This is a genomic window from Aeromonas sp. FDAARGOS 1419 (assembly GCF_019047045.1).
Lineage (GTDB): Bacteria > Pseudomonadota > Gammaproteobacteria > Enterobacterales > Aeromonadaceae > Aeromonas > Aeromonas veronii.
The window spans coordinates 2109470-2132702 of record NZ_CP077209.1 but is presented as its reverse complement, the minus strand read 5'-3'; the positions used below and the strand labels follow the sequence as shown (position 1 = coordinate 2132702).

The 23233-nt window shown below is 59.2% G+C and carries 21 protein-coding genes; 10 read left to right on the top strand and 11 right to left on the bottom strand.

The genetic code is table 11. The features are described from left to right. Positions 1-101: 101 nt before the first annotated feature. The 10 genes from I6L49_RS09445 to I6L49_RS09400 form a co-directional block, all read right to left on the bottom strand. Complete coding sequence (locus I6L49_RS09445; protein WP_216951422.1) at positions 102-632, bottom strand: hypothetical protein; 531 nt, start codon at positions 630-632, stop codon at positions 102-104. Positions 633-679: 47 nt separating this feature from the next. Next, positions 680-970, bottom strand: coding sequence for a hypothetical protein (locus tag I6L49_RS09440; protein ID WP_216951421.1), 291 nt, complete (start codon positions 968-970; stop codon positions 680-682). A 90-nt stretch (positions 971-1060) separates the two neighbouring features. Beyond that, entirely contained in the window at positions 1061-1699 is a 639-nt protein-coding gene (locus I6L49_RS09435) for a hypothetical protein (RefSeq protein WP_216951420.1), read from the bottom strand. A gap of 62 nt (positions 1700-1761) precedes the next feature. Continuing rightward, positions 1762-2349 (bottom strand): hypothetical protein, encoded by a 588-nt coding sequence (locus I6L49_RS09430; protein WP_216951419.1) that lies wholly within the window; start codon positions 2347-2349, stop codon positions 1762-1764. Between the two features lie 597 nt (positions 2350-2946). Next, a complete protein-coding gene (trpA, locus tag I6L49_RS09425; RefSeq protein WP_216951418.1) occupies positions 2947-3753 on the bottom strand; it encodes a tryptophan synthase subunit alpha in 807 nt (268 codons plus the stop codon). Then, positions 3750-4943: a tryptophan synthase subunit beta gene (gene trpB, locus I6L49_RS09420; protein WP_005347359.1), complete on the bottom strand. Its 1194-nt coding sequence runs from the start codon at positions 4941-4943 to the stop codon at positions 3750-3752. Before trpB ends, trpA begins: the two co-directional genes overlap by 4 nt. Positions 4944-4990: 47 nt before the next feature. Then, positions 4991-6499, bottom strand: coding sequence for a bifunctional indole-3-glycerol-phosphate synthase TrpC/phosphoribosylanthranilate isomerase TrpF (gene trpCF, locus I6L49_RS09415; RefSeq protein ID WP_216951639.1), 1509 nt, complete (start codon positions 6497-6499; stop codon positions 4991-4993). Further along, positions 6499-7512 (bottom strand): anthranilate phosphoribosyltransferase, encoded by a 1014-nt coding sequence (gene trpD, locus I6L49_RS09410; RefSeq protein WP_216951417.1) that lies wholly within the window; start codon positions 7510-7512, stop codon positions 6499-6501. The genes trpCF and trpD overlap by 1 nt, the downstream gene beginning before the upstream one ends. Before the next feature lie 10 nt (positions 7513-7522). Then, a complete protein-coding gene (locus I6L49_RS09405; protein ID WP_016351382.1) occupies positions 7523-8122 on the bottom strand; it encodes an aminodeoxychorismate/anthranilate synthase component II in 600 nt (199 codons plus the stop codon). Beyond that, entirely contained in the window at positions 8115-9749 is a 1635-nt protein-coding gene (locus I6L49_RS09400; RefSeq protein ID WP_216951415.1) for an anthranilate synthase component 1, read from the bottom strand. The genes I6L49_RS09405 and I6L49_RS09400 overlap by 8 nt, the downstream gene beginning before the upstream one ends. 436 nt (positions 9750-10185) lie before the next feature. Between I6L49_RS09400 and I6L49_RS09395 the strand changes: the two genes are divergently transcribed. The 6 genes from I6L49_RS09395 to tesB all read left to right on the top strand — a co-directional run bounded on the left by I6L49_RS09395 (position 10186) and on the right by tesB (position 15366). Further along, entirely contained in the window at positions 10186-11067 is an 882-nt protein-coding gene (locus I6L49_RS09395; protein ID WP_216951413.1) for a PHP domain-containing protein, read from the top strand. Between the two features lie 106 nt (positions 11068-11173). Then, a complete protein-coding gene (locus I6L49_RS09390) occupies positions 11174-11794 on the top strand; it encodes an L-threonylcarbamoyladenylate synthase (protein WP_005338129.1) in 621 nt (206 codons plus the stop codon). After that, a complete protein-coding gene (locus I6L49_RS09385; RefSeq protein WP_216951411.1) occupies positions 11787-12656 on the top strand; it encodes a ScpA family protein in 870 nt (289 codons plus the stop codon). The genes I6L49_RS09390 and I6L49_RS09385 overlap by 8 nt, the downstream gene beginning before the upstream one ends. Beyond that, a complete protein-coding gene (gene scpB / locus I6L49_RS09380) occupies positions 12640-13212 on the top strand; it encodes an SMC-Scp complex subunit ScpB (protein WP_042060246.1) in 573 nt (190 codons plus the stop codon). The genes I6L49_RS09385 and scpB overlap by 17 nt, the downstream gene beginning before the upstream one ends. A gap of 134 nt (positions 13213-13346) precedes the next feature. Next, on the top strand, positions 13347-14270 hold the full coding sequence (gene rluB, locus I6L49_RS09375; protein WP_005347347.1) for a 23S rRNA pseudouridine(2605) synthase RluB: 924 nt from the start codon (positions 13347-13349) through the stop codon (positions 14268-14270). 229 nt (positions 14271-14499) lie between these two features. Further along, the gene (gene tesB, locus I6L49_RS09370; protein ID WP_005338122.1) at positions 14500-15366 is read left to right on the top strand and encodes an acyl-CoA thioesterase II; all 867 of its coding nucleotides are present in this window, start codon (positions 14500-14502) and stop codon (positions 15364-15366) included. A gap of 78 nt (positions 15367-15444) precedes the next feature. Here the strand turns inward: tesB and aceK are convergent, their stop codons facing one another. Then, the gene (aceK, locus tag I6L49_RS09365; RefSeq protein WP_064341569.1) at positions 15445-17172 is read right to left on the bottom strand and encodes a bifunctional isocitrate dehydrogenase kinase/phosphatase; all 1728 of its coding nucleotides are present in this window, start codon (positions 17170-17172) and stop codon (positions 15445-15447) included. 206 nt (positions 17173-17378) lie between these two features. On the opposite strand from aceK, the gene I6L49_RS09360 reads away from it, so the two are divergent. From I6L49_RS09360 to thrC, 4 genes are all read left to right on the top strand, one after another. Continuing rightward, positions 17379-18086, top strand: coding sequence for a tRNA/rRNA methyltransferase (locus tag I6L49_RS09360; RefSeq protein WP_216951409.1), 708 nt, complete (start codon positions 17379-17381; stop codon positions 18084-18086). Positions 18087-18336: 250 nt separating this feature from the next. Continuing rightward, positions 18337-20796 (top strand): bifunctional aspartate kinase/homoserine dehydrogenase I, encoded by a 2460-nt coding sequence (gene thrA / locus I6L49_RS09355; protein WP_216951407.1) that lies wholly within the window; start codon positions 18337-18339, stop codon positions 20794-20796. A gap of 2 nt (positions 20797-20798) precedes the next feature. Continuing rightward, a complete protein-coding gene (gene thrB, locus I6L49_RS09350) occupies positions 20799-21794 on the top strand; it encodes a homoserine kinase (protein WP_216951405.1) in 996 nt (331 codons plus the stop codon). Continuing rightward, positions 21791-23065, top strand: coding sequence for a threonine synthase (thrC, locus tag I6L49_RS09345; protein WP_216951403.1), 1275 nt, complete (start codon positions 21791-21793; stop codon positions 23063-23065). Before thrB ends, thrC begins: the two co-directional genes overlap by 4 nt. The last annotated feature ends 168 nt before the right edge of the window (positions 23066-23233 follow it).

Here is a 23233-nt window from a genome sequence, read left to right as displayed (position 1 = left end):
CATAGTTCCAGATTTCTGTCTGCCTAACGTTTGGTTAAGGGGCACTTTTTAGCCCGTCCCAGCGAGCACCGCAAGCGATTTGAACCAGTTGTGAGAGGTTTTTAATGGCGACAGAGTAGAGGCCAGCCATGCTCTAAGCGCCAAATTCGCTCAAAATCAGTGGCATGTTCTATATAGCAAGCATCGACCTCCGGTGCTTGCTTGGAATTGCACATAATGACGTAAGAGATACGCCATTTGCTGAGGTCATTTAGCGATGTTTTTAGGATGGCAAGAGAGCCCGTTCCTTTGCCACCATTGAATTCTTGTAAGACTCGCTCTCTCAAGCCTCCTTTTCCTTTCTTGCCTACACCCCCAACACCATTATAAATAAGGGTAAAATCGTCATGAGTAATTTTGCAAATATTAGATAGCCCTTCATGCAGACTAGCTAACTTTGGAATGTTGAGTGCCTTTTCCTGCGTGGAAGGAATGCAGGTCTTTATATCTTCAATATTGTAGCTTGTATAAATCCAATAAAGACCATTGACCCCAGTTGGCAATGAGTCTGGCAAACACAGTTTTCCATTTTTTGATACTGGGAGTATGCGTTGCGACCTCAGTTTCTCAAACGCCACTAATTTTTTACGCATAAAACCTCTAATGCTCGAAGCAGCTGTGCATTCGCTGCCTTTGCTTGTTATGTGATATCTAGGTCTTTATATCCTACAGGAAATAGCCTTGATCCCTTGAGTCCAGGCAATCCGGGTAGGCCTGGAAGACCCGGCAAACCAGGCAGGCCTTTTAAACCCAGTGGCTTCATTGTTTTTACAGCAATTCTCTCATCGTTGATGATTGAAGCAACATAAGAACTGTTCCAAATCTCGTCACCTTCTAGTTTACCCAAAAACTTACTACTCTTTGTGAAAACGTTGTCGCCGACAACAAAAGCCACTCCCTGACCTCTTGAATTGAAAAGCCATCTAGCCATTCTAATTCTCCTTTTTACTCACATAATGTTTGGTTAAGGGGCGGGCTTTGGCCCATCCCAGTGAGTGCAGCGAACGGTTTGAACCACTTGTTAGGCTTTTCCTCGCCATTTGTTTTTCCAGTCTTGATAGTCAAATGATTCCGAATTCAAAGACAAAGTGCAAACTGTGTCATCTATCATTTCTTCTAAATCATGAATCACATGGCCGCCAGCCATTACGCCAACTATTGTCCCTCCAGTGCCAGGACCGTCTGGCTCTAGGTTTGCACGATGATGACTGAAACGGTCTTGTATATATTTAGTTATGTACTCTCTCGGCTCTAATCCACCAAAGTGAAGAGGAGGATAAAACTCTGCCAGCTTTACCCAGATATCTTCAAGAAAATCGATATAGTCATAACTGCCCTGTCTCATATTAGCTGTTATGCCGCTATCCCAAAGTTCTTGAGCACTTTCATGCGCGACATGGCGCAAAGAAGGAAGTCCCTTGATGAAGTGTAGGTGATGTGGCTGATCCAAGTATCGTCGTACATATATTTTTTCGGGGGTTGATACTTTATTGTTACGGTCCGTCAGGCGTCTAAATAGTTCCAATAAGGCTAAGTTGACCCCTATTACCGCAAGAAATGGCTCGTAGTTTCCATCTGGGTTGCTTATCCAGAAAGCCCCTATTACTAACGCAGAAATTAGAAGAGCTGATTCAATTGTTAAGAGTATTTTGTTTTTCATTTTATCAAGGGTGGATTTGAGCCTAATGCCGAATTCAACGACTTGTCCGCTGCAATGCGTTGTTAGCCAAGACTCTGTCCTTTGCTTATAGTTATTGTTTGTGTAGGAGAAAGAGCCTGATAAAGTTCTGGTAAAGCCAATCTAACATATTCCGTTAGAGATATTGAGCTTACAGAATATGGAGATACGCCAACAACGGCCGCTACCGACTCTGGCCCAACCGACCCCTCTGAACGACCGTCCTTTTTCTTTAATTCAATTAGATCACCAAGGTATGATTTAAAAACTTCGTCACCGACCCCAAGCTCTAAAATAGACAGTGCTGGTTTTACTTCCTTCAATGAAAAGTAATGTCGAGCGTGCAAATTCAGATTGGTAGCACTTTCAGAACCATAAACTAAAAAATGATGGTTGTCACGACCTACCATTTCATTTTTTGCTTGTTCGTAGCAAACGAATTTATCCTTTTCTGTTTTAAGTTCTTTTTGGGACCGCTTAAATTCAACAAGTATTAACTTGGCATCGATTCCAAAAATTCCATCACCGCCGATTTCCTGTATGCCAGATAGCGGTGCAGCAAAGTTGATCTTTTTGTCAGTTGAGGCCCGAATAACAAAGCTGTACTCGACTGTTTTTTCCCACCAAATCATTAAATTGTGCACTCCATTATACCGGCTAATAGTGATTAGATAGAAGGCGGCACTAACCCGATAGCAGAGCTTTCCATGTAACTCCGCTCTGTTCTGATAGTGGCCATGAAAAACATTAAATTGCATTAAATCAAAGTATTACTAGTCTACCTCTGATACTTGAGTATATTCGCTTGACCTTCTTGTTTAACGCTTCCATTACTCCTGTGTAAAGAAACAGTGAAGTAGTTGGTGATGGCAAGCATCGGCAAGGCTACCGCCCCTGAGTTCCAGTCCCCAGTCTGCTGCTTTTCACCTGCGAGTTATCAACAATCGCTTTCATGGCGTTCTTCCGAGAGGTTGATTGTCATTCGGGTATCTTAAGGGGGAGAGTGGTACGTTGAGAAGCGGGTTTTGGCGGGAATCTGTGTTGGATCAATAAATTAGTCATTAGCAGTGTTCAATGTGAGCAAATTGGGTTGCCGTAGACTTCCCTTACCCCAGCCCTCTCCCAGAGGGAGAGGGGGTAAAAAGAAAAGGGAGCCGGTCAGGCTCCCTTGATAACGGATATGTGATTGGCAATTCAGGGCTACAGGCAGCTGACCCCATTATCCGACCTTAGCGGTTGGTCGCAGCCTTCATCCCTTCCACAAACTCCTTCAGACGGGTGAGCATATGTTCCGGGTTATGGTGGTGGGTCTCGATGATCTTCACCACGGCGGAGCCGGAGATGGCACCGGCGGCGCCAGCGGCGATGGCCTCACGCACCTGAGCCGGTTCGCTGATGCCAAAGCCGAGCAGGGCGGGGGGAGCGTTGAACTCGCGCAGGGTATTGATGAGACCTTCCACCGGCATGCCGGCCTTGGTCTCGGCACCGGTGACGCCGGCGCGGCTCACCAGATAGGTGTAGCCATTGCCGAGCTCCGCCACCTGTTTCAGGGTCTCGGCGTCGCCATTGGGCGGGGCGATAAAGATGCTGTCGATACCGAACTTGTCGGCAGCCGCCTTGTAGGGGGCGCACATCTGCACCGGCACGTCGGCGACCAGCACCGAATCCACTCCTGCCTGCTGGCACTTCTCATAGAAGCCGTCGATGTGGCGCACATAGACCAGATTCGCGTAAACCAGCAGGCCAATGGGCAGCTGCGGGTACTTGGCGCGGATGCGGCCAAGCAGCTCGAAGCAGTCATCCGGTGTGGTGTGGCTGGCAAACGCGCGCAGGGCGGCGCCCTGAATGGTGGGGCCATCCGCCACCGGATCGGAGAAGGGAATGCCGAGCTCGAGGGCATCGGCGCCCCCTGCGACCAGCGCATCGACGATGGCCAAGGAGAGTTCAGGGGTGGGGTCACCCAGCATCACGAACGGCACAAAGGCGCCCTGATTGGCTTCATCCAGACGGGAGAAGAGTTGTGCGTAACGGTTCATGACAAGGTTCCTTCTTTCTCGAAAATGTCGGCAACGGTGAAGATATCTTTGTCGCCACGGCCGGAGAGGTTGACGATGAGCACCTGCTCTTTTTCCGGTTCACTGCGGGCCATCTTGAGGGCGTGGGCCAGCGCGTGGGAGGACTCCAGCGCTGGTATGATGCCTTCGGATTTGGCCAGCTCCTGGAAGGCGTCCAGCGCCTCCTTGTCGGTCACCGAGGGGTACTCGGCACGGCCGATGGCGGCCAGGTGGGCGTGCTGCGGGCCGACGGAGGGGAAGTCCAGCCCCGCCGAGACGGAGTAGGACTCCTGAATCTGGCCCTGATTGTCCTGCATCAGGTAGGAGTGCATGCCAAAGAAGACCCCCTTGCTGCCGTGACCGAGCGGCGCACCGTGCTCGCCGCTCTCGATACCGTGACCACCCGGCTCGACGCCGATGAGGCGCACCGACGGCTCATCGATAAAGTCGGCAAACATGCCGATGGCGTTGGAACCGCCGCCGACGCAGGCGATCACCGCATCGGGCAGTCGCTCTTCCTTCTCGAAGCACTGGGCCTTGGCCTCTTCGCCGATCATCTTCTGGAACTCCCGCACGATAGTGGGGAAGGGGTGTGGGCCCGCGGCGGTGCCGAGCAGGTAGTGGGCCGACTCGTAGTTGGCAGCCCAGTCGCGCAGCGCCTCGTTGCAGGCATCTTTCAGGGTACTGGAGCCGGAGTGCACCGGAATAACGGTGGCGCCCATCAGCTTCATGCGAAACACGTTGGGCTTCTGGCGCTCGCAATCCTTGGCACCCATATAGACCCGGCACTTGAGGCCGAGCAGAGCACAGGCCAGCGCAGTGGCGACGCCGTGCTGGCCGGCGCCGGTCTCTGCGATGATCTCGCTCTTGCCCATCCGCTTGGCCAGCAGCGCCTGCCCCAGCACCTGGTTGGTCTTGTGGGCGCCGCCGTGCAGCAGATCTTCACGCTTCAGATAGAGGCGGGTCTTGGTGCCCTTGGTCAGATTGCGGGTCAGGGTGAGCGGGGTCGGGCGACCGGCATACTCGGTCAGCAGGGACTGAAACTCGGCGATAAAGGCCGGATCATCCTTGGCATCGACAAAGGCTTTCTCCAGCTGGAGCAGGGCCGGGATAAGGATTTGGGGCACATACATGCCGCCAAATTCGCCGAAAAACGGGTTGAGCAGGGTCATGGCTTCTTCCTTGTATTAGCTAAATCGAAATATCAAAAAGGGTTGCGTTACAGGTTGCGCAGTGCGCCGAAGGCGGCTGCAATCTTGTGCGCATCCTTCTGGCCCGGGGCACTCTCTACCCCGGAGTTGAAATCAAGGCCGAGGCAGCCCACTTGTGCCGCTTGCAGGGCGTTGTCGGGGTTAAGGCCGCCCGCCAGCATCAGTTTGCTCTTGTCGAGCGTGGCCAGCAGGGCCCAGTCGAACGCCTGACCGGTGCCACCGCTCTGGCTGCCTACTTTGGTATCCAGCAGCAGCCGATCGGCCGGGTAGTCGAGGGCGGGCAGCGGCTCGCCACTTTCCTTACCAAGAGAGACGCCTACCGCTTTCCAGATCTGGCAGCCAGTCGGCAGCAGTGGGCGCAGGGTGTCGATATAGGCGGCATCCTCATCCCCATGCAGCTGGACTGCGGCAAGCCCCAGCGCATCCACCGTCTTGGCGATGGTGGCGGGCTGGGCGTTGCGAAATACCCCGACGTAAGAGAGCAGTGCACCCGCCATCACGGCGCGGGCGGCGGGAATGTCCACATAGCGCGGGCTTTTCGCCACAAAGATAAGCCCCCCGAATACCGCGCCCGCCTGATGGGCTGCGGCGGCATCTTCGGCGCGGGTCAGGCCGCACACCTTGTTCTGACCCAGTACCAGCTTGCGCACAGCCGCTTCCAGATCCGGCTCGGCCATCAGGGATGAGCCCACCAGAAAGCCCTTGGCGTGGTGGCGCAGATCCGCTACCTGAGCGCGGTGGTTGATGCCGGACTCGCTGATCACCACCCGATCGCTTGGAATGTCTTTGGCCAGCTGTTTGGTGCGGTTGAGATCGACGCTCAAGTCGCGCAGATCCCGGTTGTTGATGCCAATCACCGGCGCGCCCAGCGCGATGGCGCGGGTGAGCTCCTCCTCGTTGCTCACCTCGGTGAGCACGCCCAGGCCCAGCTCTTTGGCCACCGCGAACAGGGCGCGATAGCCCTCGTCGGTGAGCACGGAGAGCATCAGCAGGATGGCGTCCGCCTGATAGTGGCGGGCCAGATAGACCTGATAGGGGTCAATCATGAAATCCTTGCAGAGCACCGGCTGGCTGACGCGGCTACGCACCCGCGGCAAAAAGGCGAAATCCCCCTGAAAGAACTTCTCGTCGGTCAGTACCGAGATGGCGGTGGCGTATTTGCCATAGATGTCGGCGATGGCCTCCGGGCTGAAATCGTCGCGGATCAAGCCCTTGGAGGGGGAGGCCTTCTTGCACTCCAGAATAAAGCGGATGGAGCCCGCCTTGAGCGCCCCGACGAAATCCCGATCGCTGGGGGTCAGCGCGCTCTGGAAGCTCTCCAGCGGCTGGGCCAGTTTGCGGGCGGCAACCCACTCCTGTTTGGCCGCCACGATTTTGCCGAGAATGGTCTGGCTGATGGATGCCATGTTCAGAAAAGCATGGGGGGCAATAAGGTCTGACATCTCGTTATCCTTGCGAAGCTGGCTCTTGCCCTGCGGGCGTTCTGAATGACTGCTGTGCGGCATGGTGGCGAACATCATGCCTCCTGATGGCTCAGAGTAGCCAGCCGAGCAGCCAGATCTGCTGCCTTGCCGCTCGCCAGCACCGCCAGCACCTCGGCCGCCGCGCTCTTGAGATCCTTCGCCTTGCCCGCCATCAGCAGCAGCGGTGCCACATTGGCGGCAATGGCGGCGTTGTGGGCCGGGGTGCCACGCCCTTCCAGAATGGCGGCGGTGATGGCGCGGTTCTCTTCAGGCTCACCACCCTGAATGGCGCTGACCGGATAGGTCTCGAGGCCAAAGTCAGCCGGGGTGATCATAAATTCACGGATTTCGCCGTCACGGATCTGGGCTACCTGGGTCGGGCCGTGAATGGCAATCTCGTCGAGCCCGGCGCCGTGCACCACCATACCGGTTTTCAGCCCCAGTGCCAGCAGGGTTTCTGCGATGGGGCGCACCAGCTCGGGGGCATAGACCCCCATCAGCTGATAGGTGGGGCGAGCGGGGTTGATAAGCGGCCCCAGCACGTTGAACAGGGTGCGGGTCTTGAGGGCTTGGCGCACCGGCATGGCGTGGCGCACGCCAGCGTGATACTGGGGGGCGAACAGGAAGCAGATGCCGAGCTCGTCCAGGCAATGGCGCGCCTGCGCCGGACTCATGTCGAGCTTGATGCCCATCTTGTCGAGCAGATCGCTCGAACCCGACTTGCTCGAGACCGAGCGGTTGCCGTGCTTGGCAACTTTCAGGCCGCAGGCAGCGGCGACCAGCGCCGAGGTGGTGGAGACGTTGATGGTGTTGAGGCCATCGCCACCGGTGCCGACGATGTCGCAAAACTCATAATCCGGACGCGGGAAGTCGCGCGCTTCGGCCAAGAGGGCCTCGGCGGCACCGGCGATCTCCTCCGGGGTCTCCCCCTTGATCTTGAGGGCAGTCAGCAGGCTTGCGAGCACGATGGGGTCCACTTCGCCACGTACCACCTGACCGAAGGCGTCGCGGGTACTTTCACGGCTCAGAGACTGACCCTGATAGAGGGTGTTGAGATGTTGATGCATGTTGGTCTCCTTACCGCACGCTGCTTTCTGGACGGGTGATATGGGCGAGCGCCTGGGTCAGCAGACGGGCCCCTTCCGAGGTCATGATGGATTCCGGGTGGAACTGGAAGCCCAGCACCCGCTCATCCTGTTGCTCGATGGCCATGGGCATCCCCTGATAGTGGGCAATCACCGTCAGCTCTTCCGGTACATAGGTGGCGACCAGCGAGTGGTAGCGGGCCACCGGCAAGGGGCTTTGCAGCCCCGCGAAGGCGCCGTGGCCGTTGTGCTCAATCAGGGACCGCTTGCCGTGGACGATCTCGCCCGCCGCGCCGACGGTGCCGCCGTAGGCTTCGCACAGGGCCTGATGGCCGAGACAGATACCGAGGATGGGCACCTGACCGCGGGCCAGTTTGATCAGATCAATCAGGCAGCCCGCCTCGTGGGGGGCGCCCGGCCCCGGCGAGAGCACCAGCACCGCATCCCCTTCGCAGGCAGCGATCTCGCTCATGATGCGGCTCGCCGGCAGGCTGTTGCGGTAGATCCGTACCGGATAGCCGAGGGAGCGGAACTGATCGACGAGGTTGTAGGTAAACGAATCGAAGTTGTCGAGCAGGAAGATGTTAGTCATGGCTCACGTCCTTATGTTGCTCCTGCTGGGCGCTCAGGGCTTGCAGGGAGGTGCCATGGCTGGCGGCGATGGCGGCCAGCACGGCGGCCGCCTTGGCGCGGGTTTCGTCCGCTTCGGCCTGGGGCTTGGAGTCATAGACCACCCCGGCACCGGCCTGTACGTGGGCCACGCCATCTTTCACGAAAGCGGAGCGGATGACGATGCAGGTATCCATCTCGCCGGCGCCGTTGATGTAACCGACCGCACCGCCGTAGCTGCCGCGGCGCTTGCCTTCCACCATGCGAATAAGCTCGCTGGCGCGGATCTTGGGGGCGCCGGTCAGGGTGCCCATGTTCATGCAGGCCTGATAGGCGTGCAGGGCGTCAAGATCGGAGCGCAAGGTGCCGACCACCTTTGAGACCAGGTGCATCACGTGGCTGTAGCGATCCACTTTCAGCAGCTCTTTGACGTAGCGGGTACCCGGCTCCGAGATGCGGGCGATGTCGTTGCGGCCCAAATCTACCAGCATCAGGTGTTCGGCCACCTCTTTCTCGTCCTGACGCAGCTCCAGCTCGATGCGGCCATCGAGATCCCGGTTGATGCTGCCATCCGGGTTGAAACCGCGGCGGCGGGTACCGGCGATGGGGTACATCTCCACATCGCGGCTGGCGGCACAGAATTTCACCGCGCTCTCCGGCGAGGCGCCAAACAGGGTGAAGCCCTCATCCTGCACGTAGAACATGTAGGGGCTGGGATTGGTCTGCTTGAGGCGGCGATAGGCGGCCAGGGGGCTCGGACAGGGCAGGGAGAAGCAGCGGGACGGCACCACCTGGAAGATGTCGCCACGGCGGATAAAGCCCTTGAGCTTCTCTACTTCAGCGCAGAACTGCTTGTCGCTCTTGTCCACGCTCATGCCGCCGGTCAGGGGCTGGGTGGTCAGATCGGCGCAGAGGGGTTGCTGGCAAATCTGTTTGAAGTCGGTGAGTCGCTCGGTCAGGCGGGTGTATCTGTCTTCCACCTGGCTCTCGTCGCTGTCGCCGCCAAAGATGCAGGCAAGCAGTTGAGTGGTGCGTTCGATATGATCGATGGTGATCAGGGTTTCGGCCACATAGAAGCAGTAGTCGGGGCAGCTGTTGCTCCCCTCCGGTACTTCGGGCAGATCTTCAAAAGAGGCGATAAGGTCATAGGCAAAGCTGCCCGCCATAAACAGGGCTTCTTTACCCAACTGGCAATCGAGCTCCCGCTGCAGGGTGCGCAGCACGTCCAGCACGCTGCTCCCCTTGAGGCGGGAATCTTCGTCCAGCTCCCGATCGGAGGCTGGGAAGTCGAGTTGCAATTCGCCATCTACTAGCGAGCGGGCCACCACCACGGGCAGCCGTTCGGCCAGCAGGCTTTGCAACTGGACGCCGTTGTCGTTCAGGCTGCGAACCCGCACGGTGCGGCCACGGCACTCGATGCGCAGGCAGGCGTCGACCAGCAGCAGGCTCTGTTTGCCCGCCTTGGAGTCGATCTCCACCGATTCCAGCAGCAGGTTGTTGGGGCGACCCTGACAGAGGCGGGTATAGAGCGCCAGCGGATCGGCCACATAGGGGGCGTTGAGCTTGAGGGTATCGAATTCACCCAGAGGAAGGCGATGTGTGGCTGTCATAGTGCATTCCCTTGCGTGTGATGCGTTTTACCGATGTTCATGACATTGAATTCCTTGAAAATTTAATTGGTCCGGGGTGGCTGGTTCAGGGGCGCCATCGCCAGGTCAGCTTGCTTGTCTGAATTCTCGGTTTCATCACAGGTCCATTTGCCGGATAATAAAAAAGCCCGCTGGGGTCAGCGGGCTTTTTCTTTGGGTTCTTAATTTGCTGTCAGATTACAGGTACAGCAACGACCACACGCCCGCATGTCAGGGAGTGTGCCACCACCAGATGGTCAGGATGGAAGTCGTTTGCATGATAAAGTCCTGTAAAAAGATGTTTGCAATGAAGTGCCTACAGAAAACGATAAAGCCGCGGCCAAGTCAAGTCGCTTTTTAGCCTTCTTTCACCGATTTGCCATGAATGGTGACCTGACCACGAGAGCGGAATAACCTGATGAGATTCGATCTTCACTGCCATACCACTGCCTCCGACGGGGTGCTGAGTCCAGCCGAACTGGTGCGCCGCGCTGCCGAAAAACAGGTCGATGTGTTAGCGGTTACTGACCACGATACCCTTGCCGGACTTAATGAGGTGCGCCGCACCATCGAAGCCGAGCAACTGCCGCTGCGATTGGTGAGCGGGGTCGAGATCTCCACCGGCTGGGAGCATCACGAAATTCATATCGTGGCGCTGGGGGTGGATGAAAAAAATCCGCAGCTGACCGACTTTCTGGCCGGTCAGCTGGCCCGTCGTGAGGCGCGTGCGCTGGAAATCGGGCGTCGTCTGGAGAAGTGCCTCATCCCCGGCACCTATGAAGAGGCCAAGGCGCTCGCCGGTGACGCCGCCGTGACCCGCGCCCACTTTGCCCGGGTGCTGGTGGCACGCGGGGTGGCCGACAACATGCAAAAGGTATTCAAAAAGTACCTGAGCCGTGGCAATAAGGGTTATGCCCCGGCCGAGTGGCCCGAGATGAGCGAAGCCATCGCTGCCATTCACGCCGCCGGTGGGCTGGCGGTGCTGGCCCACCCCAGCCGTTACGATCTCACCGCCAAGTGGATCAAGCGGCTGCTGGTGGCCTTCAAGGCGGCCGGTGGCGATGCCATGGAGGTGTCATTGCCCCAGCAGAGCCCGCAGGAGCGGGCCAATTTGGGCCAGTGGGCCAAGGATCACGACCTCTATATCTCGGTGGGATCGGATTTTCACTTCCCCTCCAACTGGACCGAGCTGGGCCGCCACCTCTGGCTGCCCAAAGAGGGGATGCCCGTCTGGTTGGCCTATCCCGGTCACTTCGGGCTCACCACCGAACAGCATGCCGAGCTGCTGGCAAGCCGGTAACGGCGCCAGCGAAGCGGCCACAAACAGGTTAAGGTAGTGTCATGGATCTTTGATCCGTGACCATACGAGCGGGCAGGTATTGCTGCCCCCATTGCGAGAACAAGCTATGAGTCAGCATTTTTACGTACATCCTGAAAACCCCCAGGCCCGACTGATCGGTCAGGCGGTACAGATCATCCAGAACGGCGGCGTTATCGTCTATCCGACCGACTCCGGTTATGCGCTGGGTTGCCAGATGGGGGACAAAGGGGCGCTGGAGCGCATCTGTCGCATCCGTCGCCTTGATGCCAACCACGACTTCACTCTGGTGTGCCGCGATCTCTCCGAGATCTCCACCTACGCCAAGGTCGACAACAGCGCGTTTCGCCTGATCAAGAACAACACCCCGGGCGCCTACACCTTCATCTTCAAGGCGACCAAAGAGGTGCCGCGCCGCCTGATGAACGAGAAGAAGAAGAGCATCGGTATCCGGGTGCCGGACAACAAGATTGCCCAGGCACTGCTGGAAGCCCTCGGCGAGCCGCTGCTCTCCACCACATTGATCCTGCCGGACTCCGAGATGGCTGAGTTCGACCCGGAAGAGATCTTCGACAAGCTGGGCAAGCAGATCGATCTGGTGGTCAACGGGGGCTATCTGGGCGAGCAGCCCACCACTGTGGTCGATTTCTCTGACGACGAGCCGGTATTGCGTCGTCGCGGCGCCGGAGACCCGACCCCGTTTGAGTGATGTCGCTGAACCGGTGACAGTCCCTTCCGCCGAGACGGGGACTGGCGCCGCACTACCCATCGCGAAAGTCCTGGGGCAGCCCTATCACGAGCTGCCCCAGGACCTGTTCATCCCGCCCGATGCGCTGGAGGTGTTCCTCGATACCTTCGAGGGGCCGCTGGATCTGCTGCTCTATCTGATCCGACGCCAGCAGCTCGATATCCTCAACCTGCCGATCCTGCAGATCACCGCCCAGTACATGGAGTACGTGGAGCTGATGCAGGGGCTCAACCTTGAGCTGGCGGCCGAATACCTGCTGATGGCAGCCTGGCTGGCGGAGATCAAATCCCGCCTGCTGCTGCCCAAGGCGCCGGAGCTGGAGGATGAAGAGGAGGGAGAAGACCCGCGGGTGACCCTGATCCGCCGCCTGCAGGAGTACGAGCGCTACAAGGTAGGTGCAGAGAAGGTCAATGAGCTGCCACGGGTGGAGCGAGAGATTTATATCGCCGCTGCCTTGCCCCCCGATTTTGGCGTCCTCAAGCCACTGGCGCCCGATGTTTCGCTGGTTGAGCTCGCCCTTTACATGCAAAGTGTGGTAAAACGCGCGACTCATTTCGAACATCACCAGATCCGCCGCGAACAGATCCCGACCCGGGTGCGCATGGCGGAGATCCTCGCCATGCTCACGCTGGGCCAGACCCTGCGCCTTGAGCAGGTGCTGCGCGCCGAAGAGGGGCGTATGGGGGTACTGGTGACGTTTCTGGCCCTGCTGGAGCTGTGCAAGGAGCAACTGATCTGGATCCTGCAGGCAGAACCCCTTGGACCAATCCATTTCGCATTGGCCGAGCAGAGCGAGGAGGGCAACCGTGGCGCTGCCCACTGAACGACTCAAGACCCTGATCGAAGCGGCGCTGTTTGTGGCCGGTCGTCCGCTCAATGTCAGCGAGCTGAAAAGCAGCGTGCTGGCGGATTATCCGGTGACCAGTCGCTATGTTCAGCTGCTGTTGGCCGAGATCAGGCAAGATTACAGCGAACGGGGCGTCGAGCTCAAAGAGGTCGCCTCCGGCTGGCGCTTTCAGGCGCGTCAGGAGTATGCCGAGGAGCTATCAAGGCTCTGGAGCGAGCGGGCGCCGCGTTATTCGCGCGCCGTGATGGAGACGCTGACCCTGATCGCCTATCGCCAACCCATCACCCGGGCCGAGATCGAAGCGATCCGCGGGGTGGCGGTGTCGAGCCAGATAGTGAATACCCTGAAAGAGCGTGGCTGGGTGCGCAGCATCGGCCACAAAGAGGTGGCAGGTCGCCCCGAGCTGCTCGCCACCACCAGAGAGTTTCTGGATTACTTTAATTTGCAGAGTCTGGAGCAGCTCCCCGAGCTGGATCCTGAGCTGCAACCCCTGTTGCCCTCTGCGGTGGACGGGGAGAGCGATGCCCGGTGAATGGCGCCCAAGCGTGCCAATGTCACCGAGATATACATTTTTCAACTGTGGCGAGTGCTCCAACCAGCGTTTGTTACAGTTAACCCCGTTGCCCCTTTTACCAGTGGGCAGCGATCAACAATCAGGTAACCCCGATGAGTGAAAAACTGCAAAAAGTGTTGGCCCGCGCGGGTCACGGCTCCCGTCGTGAGATGGAGGCCCTGATCACCGCAGGTCGGGTCAGTGTGGATGGCAAGGTCGCCACACTGGGGGATCGCGTCGAAGTGAACGCCGTGATCCGGGTGGATGGTCACCAGGTCAAGACCCGTGCCGCAGAGGAAGTGATCTGCCGCGTACTGGCTTACCACAAGCCGGAAGGGGAGATGTGTACCCGTCACGATCCGGAAGGTCGTCCCACCGTGTTTGATCGTCTGCCCAAGATGGAAGGTGCCCGCTGGATCGCGGTCGGCCGCCTCGACGTCAACACCTCCGGTCTGTTGCTGTTCACCACCGACGGTGAGCTGGCCAACCGTTTGATGCACCCGAGCCACGAAGTTGAGCGCGAATACGCGGTACGTGTCTTTGGCGAAATCACCGAAGCCATGCTGCAGCGTCTGCGCAAGGGCGTGCAGCTGGAAGATGGCACCGCCAAGTTCAACAAGATCAAACCGGCTGGCGGTGAGGGTCTGAACCAGTGGTTCAACGTCACCCTGACCGAAGGTCGCAACCGTGAAGTGCGCCGCCTGTGGGAATCCCAGGAAGTGCAGGTGAGCCGCCTGATGCGTATCCGCTACGGCGACGTCAAGCTGGACCGCGGCATCCCGCGCGGAGGCTGGCAAGAGCTGAAACTGCCGGAAGTGAACTACCTGCGCGGTCTGGTCAACCTGCCGCCGGAGACCGAATCCAAGGTCGATCTGCAGCAAGATGGCAAAACCAGCCGTCACAAGCAGGCAGCCCAGATCCGTCGCGCCGTGCAGCGTCACAAAGAGATGCAGGGCAAAGAGCCGCGCGCTCGCGCCACCACCGCCCGTCGCAAGCCGCAAGCTTCTACCCGCAACTCCGGTACCGGCAGCAAGTAAGCCGATAGCCCGTTGCGAACTGCGTGCCGCTCAAGTGCGCAGTCGGCCAAGCAAAGGCCCGCACCAACAGGTGCGGGCCTTTTTGTATCAACCCCCCTGGCTGGCAAAAGGGTGGCTGGTGAGACGTTGAGGGGCGTTTCTGTCGTCTGCTTGCCCGCAGATTCGCTGCTGCGGTTGCTCTGCTCCGGTGAGCTTGTTAGCCTGTGCGGCTCTGATAGAGGAGTGAACGATGAGCAAGGTACTTGATGAGCTGCTGGCGTTGCTGGCGCTGGAAAAAATCGAGGAGGGCCTGTTTCGGGGCCAGAGCCAGGATCTCGGTCTGCGGGCCGTGTTTGGCGGACAGGTAATGGGGCAGGCCTTGTCAGCCGCCAAGCAGACGGTCGAGACCGGCCGTCAGGTTCACAGTTTTCACTCCTACTTCCTGCGTCCGGGGGATGTGACCCGTCCCATCGTCTATGACGTGGAGAATATCCGTGACGGCCAGACCGTCTCCACCCGCCGGGTCAAGGCGATTCAGGGCGGCAAGCCCATCTTCTATCTCAACGCCTCGTTTCAGGTGCCGGCCGACGGTTTCGAGCATCAGGCGCAGATGCCCACCGGCATCACCCCGCCGGAGGAGCTCAAGAGCGAGCTGGAGCTGGTGCGCCCCTACGAGAACCTGATCCCGGCCTCGCTGCGGGACAAGATCCTCTGCGAGCAGCCCATCGAGATGCGCCCGGTGACCCTGGTCGACCCTATTCGGCCGACGGTGCAGGATCCGGTGCGTCACGTCTGGTTCAAGGCCAATGGCCAGATGCCGGACGATCTGCGGGTGCACAAATACCTGCTGGCCTACGCCTCCGACTTCAACTTCCTGCTCACTTCGCTGCAGCCGCACGGGGTGTCCTACTGGGAGCCGGACATGCAGGTGGCCACCATCGACCACTCCATGTGGTTCCACCGGGATTTCCGCTTCGACGACTGGCTGCTCTACGTGGTAGACAGCCCGAGCGCCAGCAGCGGTCGCGGTCTGGTTCGCGGCCAGTTCTTCACCCGCGATGGTGTGCTGGTGGCGAGCACCATGCAGGAGGGGGTGATCCGCCGTCGCGGCAGTTAAGGCGCAAAGCGGATAGCAAAACGGGGTGGCTTGGGCCACCCCGTTTTCGTTGCTGCGATGTGCGCGGGCGCTGTGGGATCAGCCGCCGCGCTGGTATTTGAAGCGCTTCTTGCGCCGGTAGGGGTAGACATCCTCGAATACCCCTACCTTGATGTTGCTCTGCAGCATCTTCCAGTAGTTGGCATCGAACATCTCCTTGTGCAGCTGCAGCATGATCTCCCGCACCTGCGGCTTTTGCAGCAGGAAGGTGGCGAACTCCTCCGGGAAGATGTCGTTGGGGGCTACCGAATACCAAGGCTCGGCGCTCCACTCATCCTCGGGGTAGCGCGGCGGCGGGATCTGGCGGAAGTTGCACTCCGTCATGTAGCAGATCTCGTCGTAGTCGTAGAAGACCACCCGGCCGTGACGGGTGACGCCAAAGTTCTTGAACAGCATGTCTCCCGGGAAGATGTTGGCCGCCGCCAGCTGCTTGATGGCGTTGCCGTACTCCTCCAGCGCGAGCCGGGTCTGCTGCTCGTCCGCCTTGTCCAGATAGAGGTTGAGGGGGATCATCTTGCGCTCGGTATAGAGGTGCTTGATCACCAGCTTGTCGTCGCTGATGGTGAGTGCAGACGGCGCCACCGTCTTGAGTTCGGCAAGGAGCTCCGGCGAGATGCGATCGAGTGGAAACTCGAAGTTGGTGAACTCCTGGGTATCGGCCATCCGGCCCACCCGATCGTGCTGTTTTACCAGCCGGTATTTTGCCTTTACCTGCTCGTGGCTCACATCCTTCGGGGGAGTGAACTCGTCTTTTATCACCTTGAACACCACATCGTAGGAGGGGAGGGTGAACACGCTCATCACCATCCCCTTGATGCCGGGGGCGATGATGAACTGATCCCGACTCTGGGCCAGATGATGGCGGTAGTGGCGATAGAGCTCGGTCTTGCCGTGCTTCTGGCAGCCGATGGCGTTGTAGATCTCGTAATCGGGCTTGTGGGGCATGATCTGGCGCAGGAAGGCGACAAACAGCGCCGGTTCGCGGGCATAGACCATAAAGTAGGCGCGGGCGAAGCCAAACACGATGGAGGCGAGATCCGGCTCGAAGATCACCGTGTCCACATAGATGCTGTGGCCGGTGCTGAGCAGGGGCAGGATAAAGGGGAAGACCTGATCTTTTACCCGGATCAGCCCTACCAGATAGGCCCCCTTGTTGCGGTAGAACACCTCTTTCAATAGCTCGATGGCAAAGGGCTCATCATGGAGGATTTGCGGGCCGTTCTCCGCAAGATGGCGGTGGATGTCGACAATATCTCGCTGCTTGTCCTCGTAGGGGAGGGTGAAGCTGTAATCCCCCAAAAGCTGGCTCAAGGTCTGCGGCAGGTGGGCGAGATCGGTGCGATAGATGCGCAGCAGGGAGCTTAAATCTGGTTTTTCGCCACGGCTGACAAAGGGGTGGATATAGAGGTTCTCGTCGCGGATATTGCGATGGCGAAAGATCCGGCGATAGACGGAGTTGAAGAAGGACTCCGCCACCTCGAAGTTGTCACAACGGGGTAGCAGGTCGCTGAAGGCGCTTTTGACCCGCTTGAGCAGCTCCTGAGTGGCGTGGTGCTCCCCCATCATCTGGCGGATGGAGCTGGCGGTAGCACCCACATGGTGGTCATAGAGGCGAATTCGCTCGCGCCCGGCGAGCTGCACCCCCAGCCAGTCACTGTTCTCGAAGCGGCTCTTGCTGCCCTGGGTTATCTCGAGAAAACGGCTGTAAAACGACTCGAAGCGTTGCAAGATAGTCTCGGCGACGGCCTGTTCCAATGGCTGCTGCATCTCTCTCTTCCTTGTGATCTGTCGGGCCGATAGCGCGAAGGATTGGGTGTAATTTGTTCACACGTCAGGCCACTATCGCAACATTCAAACGTCTGTTCAAGTGGCAATTTTCGGGGATAAACGGTAGATTGCGCCCCTGTTTTGGTGATGGTTTAGCGACTGTTTGCTGTCTGTTTGAGAGGCCGTCCGGCCTGTGAGGAAACCCGATGAAGCTCTATTTTGTCCTGGTGGCACCTGCCCGACCTGCGAACGTGGGGGCAGCTGCCCGCGCCATGAAAACCATGGGATTCGATGCCATGCGACTGGTGGCGAGCCGGGTACACGAAGAGGAGGAGGCGAGCTGGGTGGCTCACGGTGCCCAGGAGATCCTGACTCAGGCCGAAGCGTTCGAGACTTTGCCCGAGGCGCTGGCCGACATGGATCTGGTGATCGCCACCACCGCCCGTGAACGCGGTCGCTACCAGCACTACCTCACGCCGGGGGAGATCCGCGAGCAGATCCGCAGCAAGCCATCGCTCGGCAAGGTCGCCATCGTCTTTGGCTGCGAGGAGTCGGGGCTCTCCAACGAGCAACTGGCCGAGGTCGATCTCATCAGTTACCTGCCGCTCAAGGTGAGCTATCCGTCCCTCAATCTGGGGCAGGCGATCATGCTCTATGCCTACGAGATGAGTCAGCTGATGGATGAGCTCAATGCTGACGGCGCCGCTGCGGTAGCAGAAAATTTTGATAATGCCGGGCAGGTTCGGGTGCTGAAAAGCAAAACAGCAGAATTGCTGGGTGAACTCGGAGTTTCGCAGGATGAAAAACTGCATCAATGGGTAATGGACCGGGTGCCCATGCTGCCGCAGCGGGATTTGAACATGCTCCACCTGCTCTGCAAAGACCTTGCCCGCAAGCTTGGTAAAGAGGTTTAAGTTGACAGCCCATCGCCCGCCGCGGTATTGCTAAAAGCCAGCTTCGTCAACGAGTGTTCGTCATGCAGTTATTCACCAACGTCATCACCACCACCATTATTACCGGTACCACCACAGGTGGCACTGGGGCCGGTTGATGCGCTGACGAACAAGCACAGAAATCAAAAAAGGCCCGTACCCACCCAGTACGGGCCTTTTTGTTGGATTGGTTTTTAGATTGATTTTCATAGATTTACAGGGAGAGAAAGCGATGAGAGTGTTGAAATTTGGCGGGTCTTCACTGGCCGATGCAGAACGTTTTTTACGGGTGGCCGATATCGCGGTCAACACCCACGGCCAATCTCAGGTAGCCCTGGTGCTCTCTGCACCTGCCAAGGTGACCAATCATCTGGTGGCGCTGGTGGAACAGACCAGCCGCGGCATGGATGCCAGTTCCACCCTGTTTGAAGTCAACGGCATCTTCTCCCGCCTGCTGGCCGGGTTGAAGGCGGCCTATCCGGCGCTCGATGACAAGGCGCTGCTGGCCCGTCTCACCGCCGAGCTGGATCAGGTGGAGCGCCTGATGCAGGGCATCCGTCTGCTGGGCCTCTGCCCGGACAACGTGCAGGCGCGCATTCTGAGCCGTGGCGAGAACCTCTCCATCGCCTTTATGCACGAGCTGCTGCGGGTGCGCGGTCTGGATCTGGAGCTGATCGTACCGGAAGAGCTGCTGGTCACCGACGGCGGCTATCTGGAAGCCCATGTCGATATCGAAGCGTCCCGCCTGCGTTTTGCCGCCAAGGGGCTGCGTAGCGACTGTCTTTACCTGATGCCGGGCTTTACCGGTGGCAGCGACAAGGGGGAAACCGTGCTGCTGGGTCGCAACGGCTCCGACTACTCCGCAGCCGTGCTGGCCGCCTGTGTCGATGCCGAGTGCTGCGAGATTTGGACTGACGTTGAGGGCTGCTACAGCTGCGACCCCCGTCTGGTGCCGGATGCCTACCTGCTGAAGACCCTCTCCTACAAGGAGGCGATGGAGCTCTCCTACTTCGGCGCCAAGGTGCTGCACCCTAAAACTATCGCGCCGGTGGCCCAGTTCCACATTCCCTGCCTCATCAAGAACAGCTTCAACCCGCAAGGGCCGGGCACCCTGATCGGCCCCGAGAGCGGCGACGATGACCTGAAAGTGAAGGCCATCTCCGACTTGTCCGGCATGTGCATGTTCAACGTCTCTGGCCCCGGCATGAAGGGGATGGTCGGCATGGCCGGTCGCATCTTCTCCGCCGTCTCCCGCGCCGGGGTCAGTATCGTGCTGATCACCCAGTCCTCTTCCGAGTACAGCGTCAGCTTCTGTATCCACAGCTACGACAGCGACAAGACCCGCAAGGTGCTGGAGCGCGAGTTCGAGCTCGAATTCAAAAACCAGCTGCTGGAGCCGCTGGATATCATCAGCGATCTGGCGATCATCTCCCTGATCGGTGACGGCATGCGCACCAGCAAGGGGATGGCGGCCCGCTTCTTCACCTCGCTGGCGCAAGCCTCCATCAATATCGTCGCCATTGCGCAGGGGTCGAGCGAGCGCTCCATCTCGGCGGTGGTGCGGGATCGCAAGGTGGCGGAAGCCATCAAGGCGTGCCACCAGAACTTCTTTGGCAGCCAGCAGTTTATCGATCTGTTTGTAGTCGGGGTCGGTGGCGTCGGTGCCGCGCTGGTGGATCAGATTGCCCGCCAGCAACCGGTACTGGCCGAGCAGGGCACTGGCCTTCGCGTGGTCGGCATCGCCAACAGCCGCCAGATGGCGGTCAACAAGGATGGCCTGAACCTCGCCAACTGGCGCGAACAGTTGGCGGAAGCCCGTGACAGCTTCTCGCTGGAAGGGGTGAAAAAGCTGGTGGAAGATAGCCACATCATCAACCCGGTGATCGTTGACTGCACCTCCTCCGAGGCGGTGGCCGTCCAGTATGCCGACTTCCTCGCCGCCGGTTTCCACGTGGTCACCCCGAACAAGAAGGCCAACACCGGTTCGCTTGATTACTACAAGGCGCTGCGCCGCACTGCCCGCCAGACTCGCCGCAAGTTCCTGTACGAGACCAACGTCGGCGCCGGTCTGCCGGTTATCGAGAACCTGCAGAACCTTATCAAGGCCGGTGACAAGCTGCGTGCCTTCGACGGCATTCTGTCCGGCTCCCTCTCCTTTATCTTCGGCAAGCTGGACGAGGGGATGGCCTTCTCCGAGGCGACCCAAATCGCTCGCAGCAACGGCTTTACCGAGCCGGATCCCCGCGACGATCTCAACGGCATGGATGTGGCGCGCAAGCTGCTCATTCTGGCTCGCGAAGCCGGTATGGCGCTGGAACTCTCCGATGTCGAAGTGGAGCAGGCGCTGCCGCCGGGCTTCGATGTGAGTGGCGATGTGGAAGCCTTTATGGCCCGCCTGCCGGAGGCCGACGGCTGGTTCCGCGACCAGTTCGCCGCCGCGCAAGCTCAGGGCAAGGTGCTGCGCTATGTGGGTTCCATCGAGGGTGGCAAGTGCAAGGTGGCCATCAAGGCGGTCGGTGGCGATGAGCCGCTGTTCAAGGTCAAAGACGGGGAGAACGCGCTCGCCTTCTTCTCCACCTACTACCAGCCGATCCCGCTGGTGCTGCGCGGCTATGGCGCCGGTACCGAAGTGACTGCGGCGGGCGTCTTTGCCGACGTGCTGCGCACCCAGAACTGGAAGCAGGAGTTGTAAGCATGAGTTCAGACATGTACCCCTCTTATATGACTGAAGGCGGCAGCGTAGTCGCCTACGCCCCCGCCTCCAGCGCCAACCTGAGCGTGGGATTCGATGTACTGGGGGCGGCGCTCGCCCCCGTGGATGGCTCTCTGCTCGGCGATCGGGTGCAGGTAAAAGCGGCTGACGTGTCGTTCGCCCTCTCCGCCGTGGGCCGCTACGCCCACAAGCTGCCGGACGATCCGAAAAAGAATATCCTCCATGACTGCTGGGTGGCCTATGGCGAGGCGCTGGAGAAGCGCGGCCTTAAACTCAAGCCGCTTGAAATGGTGCTGGAAAAGAACCTGCCGGTCGGCTCGGGGCTGGGTTCCAGCGCCTGCAGCGTGGTGGCGGCCCTTGAGGGGCTCAACGCCTTCCACGGTGCGCCGCTCAATGAGCACGACATGCTGCTGCTGATGGGGGAGATGGAAGGCAAGATCTCCGGCTCCGTTCACTACGACAACGTCGCCCCCTGTTATCTGGGCGGCATGCAGCTGGTGCTGGAAGAGCACGGCGTTATCAGTCAGGGCATTCCGGTGTTCGATCAGTGGTACTGGGTGGTCTGCTATCCGGGTACCGTGGTTTCGACCGCTGCCGCCCGCGCCATTTTGCCGGCCCAATATCGCCGTCAGGATTGCCTCACCTATGGCCGTCGTCTGGCTGCCTTTGTTCACGCCAGCTACACCGGACAAGAGGGGCTGGCGGCGAGCGTATTGAAAGACGTGATTGCCGAACCCTACCGCGCGGCGCTGATCGAAGGCTTCGCCGAAGTGCGGGTGCAGGCGGCCCAGAACGGGGCGCTGGCTACCGGCATCTCCGGCTCCGGTCCCACCGTATTTGTGGTGATGAAGGATCTGGCGCAGGCCGAGCGGATGAAAGATTGGATGGAAGCACATTTCGTGCAGAACGAAGATGGATTTGCCCGGGTCTGCAAACTGGACATGGCCGGGGCACGGGTAACAGGAAGCGAGCTATGAATCTCTACAACATCAAGGACAACAGCGAACAGGTGAGCTTCGCGCAGGCGGTGCGTCAGGGCTTGGGTCGCGAACAGGGGCTCTTCTTCCCCGAACAACTCGAACCGCTCGCCGATGTGGATGCCCTGCTCGATCTGCCGCTGGCCGAACGCTCTGCCCGCATCCTGAGCCACCTGCTGGGGGACGAAGTGCCCGCAGCGAAAGTGAGCGAGCTGATCAACGCCGCCTTCACCTTCCCGGCGCCGCTGGTGAAACTCAAGGATGGCACCTATGCCCTTGAGCTGTTCCACGGCCCGACCCTGGCATTCAAGGACTTCGGCGGCCGCTTTATGGCCCAGTGCCTTGCGGCCTTTAGAACCAACGACAAGATTACTATCCTCACCGCCACCTCTGGCGACACCGGCGCCGCAGTGGCCCACGCCTTCTACGGGCTGGAGGGGATTGAGGTGGTGATCCTCTATCCCAAGGGCAAGATAAGCCCGCTGCAGGAGAAGCTCTTCTGCACCCTCGGCGGCAATATCCGCACCATCGCCATCGATGGCGACTTCGATGCCTGTCAGGCGCTGGTAAAACAGGCCTTTGACGACGAGGCGCTGAAAAAGGCCATTGGCCTCAACTCTGCCAACTCCATCAATATCAGCCGCCTGCTGGCGCAGGTTTGCTACTACTTCGAAGCGGTGGCCCAGCTGCCCAAAGCTGACCGCGCCAAAGCGGTGATCAGCGTGCCGTCCGGCAACTTTGGCAACCTCACCGCAGGCTTGATTGCCAAGGCGCTGGGGCTGCCGGTGAAGCGCTTTATCGCCGCCACCAATGCCAACGATACCGTGCCGCGCTATCTGAAAACCGGTCAGTGGGAACCACACCAGACAGTGGCCACCCTGTCGAACGCCATGGATGTCAGCCGCCCCAACAACTGGCCGCGGGTAGAAGAGCTGTGCCGCCGCAAGGGCTGGGCGCTGGAGACTTTGGGCTCCGGCATGCGTGACGATGCTCAGACCCGCGCTGCGCTGAAACGCCTTCATCAGCTGGATTACCTCTGCGAACCCCACGGCGCCATTGCCTGGGATCTGCTGGGCGAACAGCTGGCCGAGGACGAAGTGGGGGTGTTCCTCTGCACCGCCCATCCTGCCAAGTTCAAGGAGTCGGTGGACGAGATCCTGCATCTCGATGTACCGCTGCCCGGCCCGCTCGCCAAGCACGCCGAGCTGCCGCTGCTCTCCGTTAACTTGCCAGCGGAGTTTGCCCGGTTAAGGGCGTTTTTGGTGGGTTAACTGTTGTGTCGAGATAATCGATAGAAATAAAAATCCCCCGGTAATGGGGGATTTTGGTTTTCTGGATTGTGAAAGGTGACTCAAGCTTGAGCTCCAACTCGATAAGTCAGATAACCATCTGGCTTACGTCTGGCGTTCGCGTGCTGGCAACTATCTGGGAACCTTGCG

What these genes read in the sequence shown, in the direction of transcription:
- trpCF (WP_216951639.1), bottom strand. Translation starts at nt 6,499, where the DNA reads ATGTTCGCCACCATGCCGCACAGCAGTCATTCAGAACGCCCGCAGGGC.
- I6L49_RS09360 (WP_216951409.1), top strand. Translation starts at nt 17,379, where the DNA reads ATGAAGCTCTATTTTGTCCTGGTGGCACCTGCCCGACCTGCGAACGTG.
- I6L49_RS09440 (WP_216951421.1), bottom strand. Translation starts at nt 970, where the DNA reads ATGGCTAGATGGCTTTTCAATTCAAGAGGTCAGGGAGTGGCTTTTGTT.
- I6L49_RS09390 (WP_005338129.1), top strand. Translation starts at nt 11,174, where the DNA reads ATGAGTCAGCATTTTTACGTACATCCTGAAAACCCCCAGGCCCGACTG.
- I6L49_RS09400 (WP_216951415.1), bottom strand. Translation starts at nt 9,749, where the DNA reads ATGACAGCCACACATCGCCTTCCTCTGGGTGAATTCGATACCCTCAAG.
- aceK (WP_064341569.1), bottom strand. Translation starts at nt 17,172, where the DNA reads ATGCAGCAGCCATTGGAACAGGCCGTCGCCGAGACTATCTTGCAACGC.
- I6L49_RS09435 (WP_216951420.1), bottom strand. Translation starts at nt 1,699, where the DNA reads ATGAAAAACAAAATACTCTTAACAATTGAATCAGCTCTTCTAATTTCT.
- thrA (WP_216951407.1), top strand. Translation starts at nt 18,337, where the DNA reads ATGAGAGTGTTGAAATTTGGCGGGTCTTCACTGGCCGATGCAGAACGT.
- trpB (WP_005347359.1), bottom strand. Translation starts at nt 4,943, where the DNA reads ATGACCCTGCTCAACCCGTTTTTCGGCGAATTTGGCGGCATGTATGTG.
- thrB (WP_216951405.1), top strand. Translation starts at nt 20,799, where the DNA reads ATGAGTTCAGACATGTACCCCTCTTATATGACTGAAGGCGGCAGCGTA.
- thrC (WP_216951403.1), top strand. Translation starts at nt 21,791, where the DNA reads ATGAATCTCTACAACATCAAGGACAACAGCGAACAGGTGAGCTTCGCG.
- tesB (WP_005338122.1), top strand. Translation starts at nt 14,500, where the DNA reads ATGAGCAAGGTACTTGATGAGCTGCTGGCGTTGCTGGCGCTGGAAAAA.
- trpD (WP_216951417.1), bottom strand. Translation starts at nt 7,512, where the DNA reads ATGCATCAACATCTCAACACCCTCTATCAGGGTCAGTCTCTGAGCCGT.
- I6L49_RS09430 (WP_216951419.1), bottom strand. Translation starts at nt 2,349, where the DNA reads ATGATTTGGTGGGAAAAAACAGTCGAGTACAGCTTTGTTATTCGGGCC.
- I6L49_RS09405 (WP_016351382.1), bottom strand. Translation starts at nt 8,122, where the DNA reads ATGACTAACATCTTCCTGCTCGACAACTTCGATTCGTTTACCTACAAC.
- I6L49_RS09445 (WP_216951422.1), bottom strand. Translation starts at nt 632, where the DNA reads ATGCGTAAAAAATTAGTGGCGTTTGAGAAACTGAGGTCGCAACGCATA.
- trpA (WP_216951418.1), bottom strand. Translation starts at nt 3,753, where the DNA reads ATGAACCGTTACGCACAACTCTTCTCCCGTCTGGATGAAGCCAATCAG.
- I6L49_RS09395 (WP_216951413.1), top strand. Translation starts at nt 10,186, where the DNA reads ATGAGATTCGATCTTCACTGCCATACCACTGCCTCCGACGGGGTGCTG.
- rluB (WP_005347347.1), top strand. Translation starts at nt 13,347, where the DNA reads ATGAGTGAAAAACTGCAAAAAGTGTTGGCCCGCGCGGGTCACGGCTCC.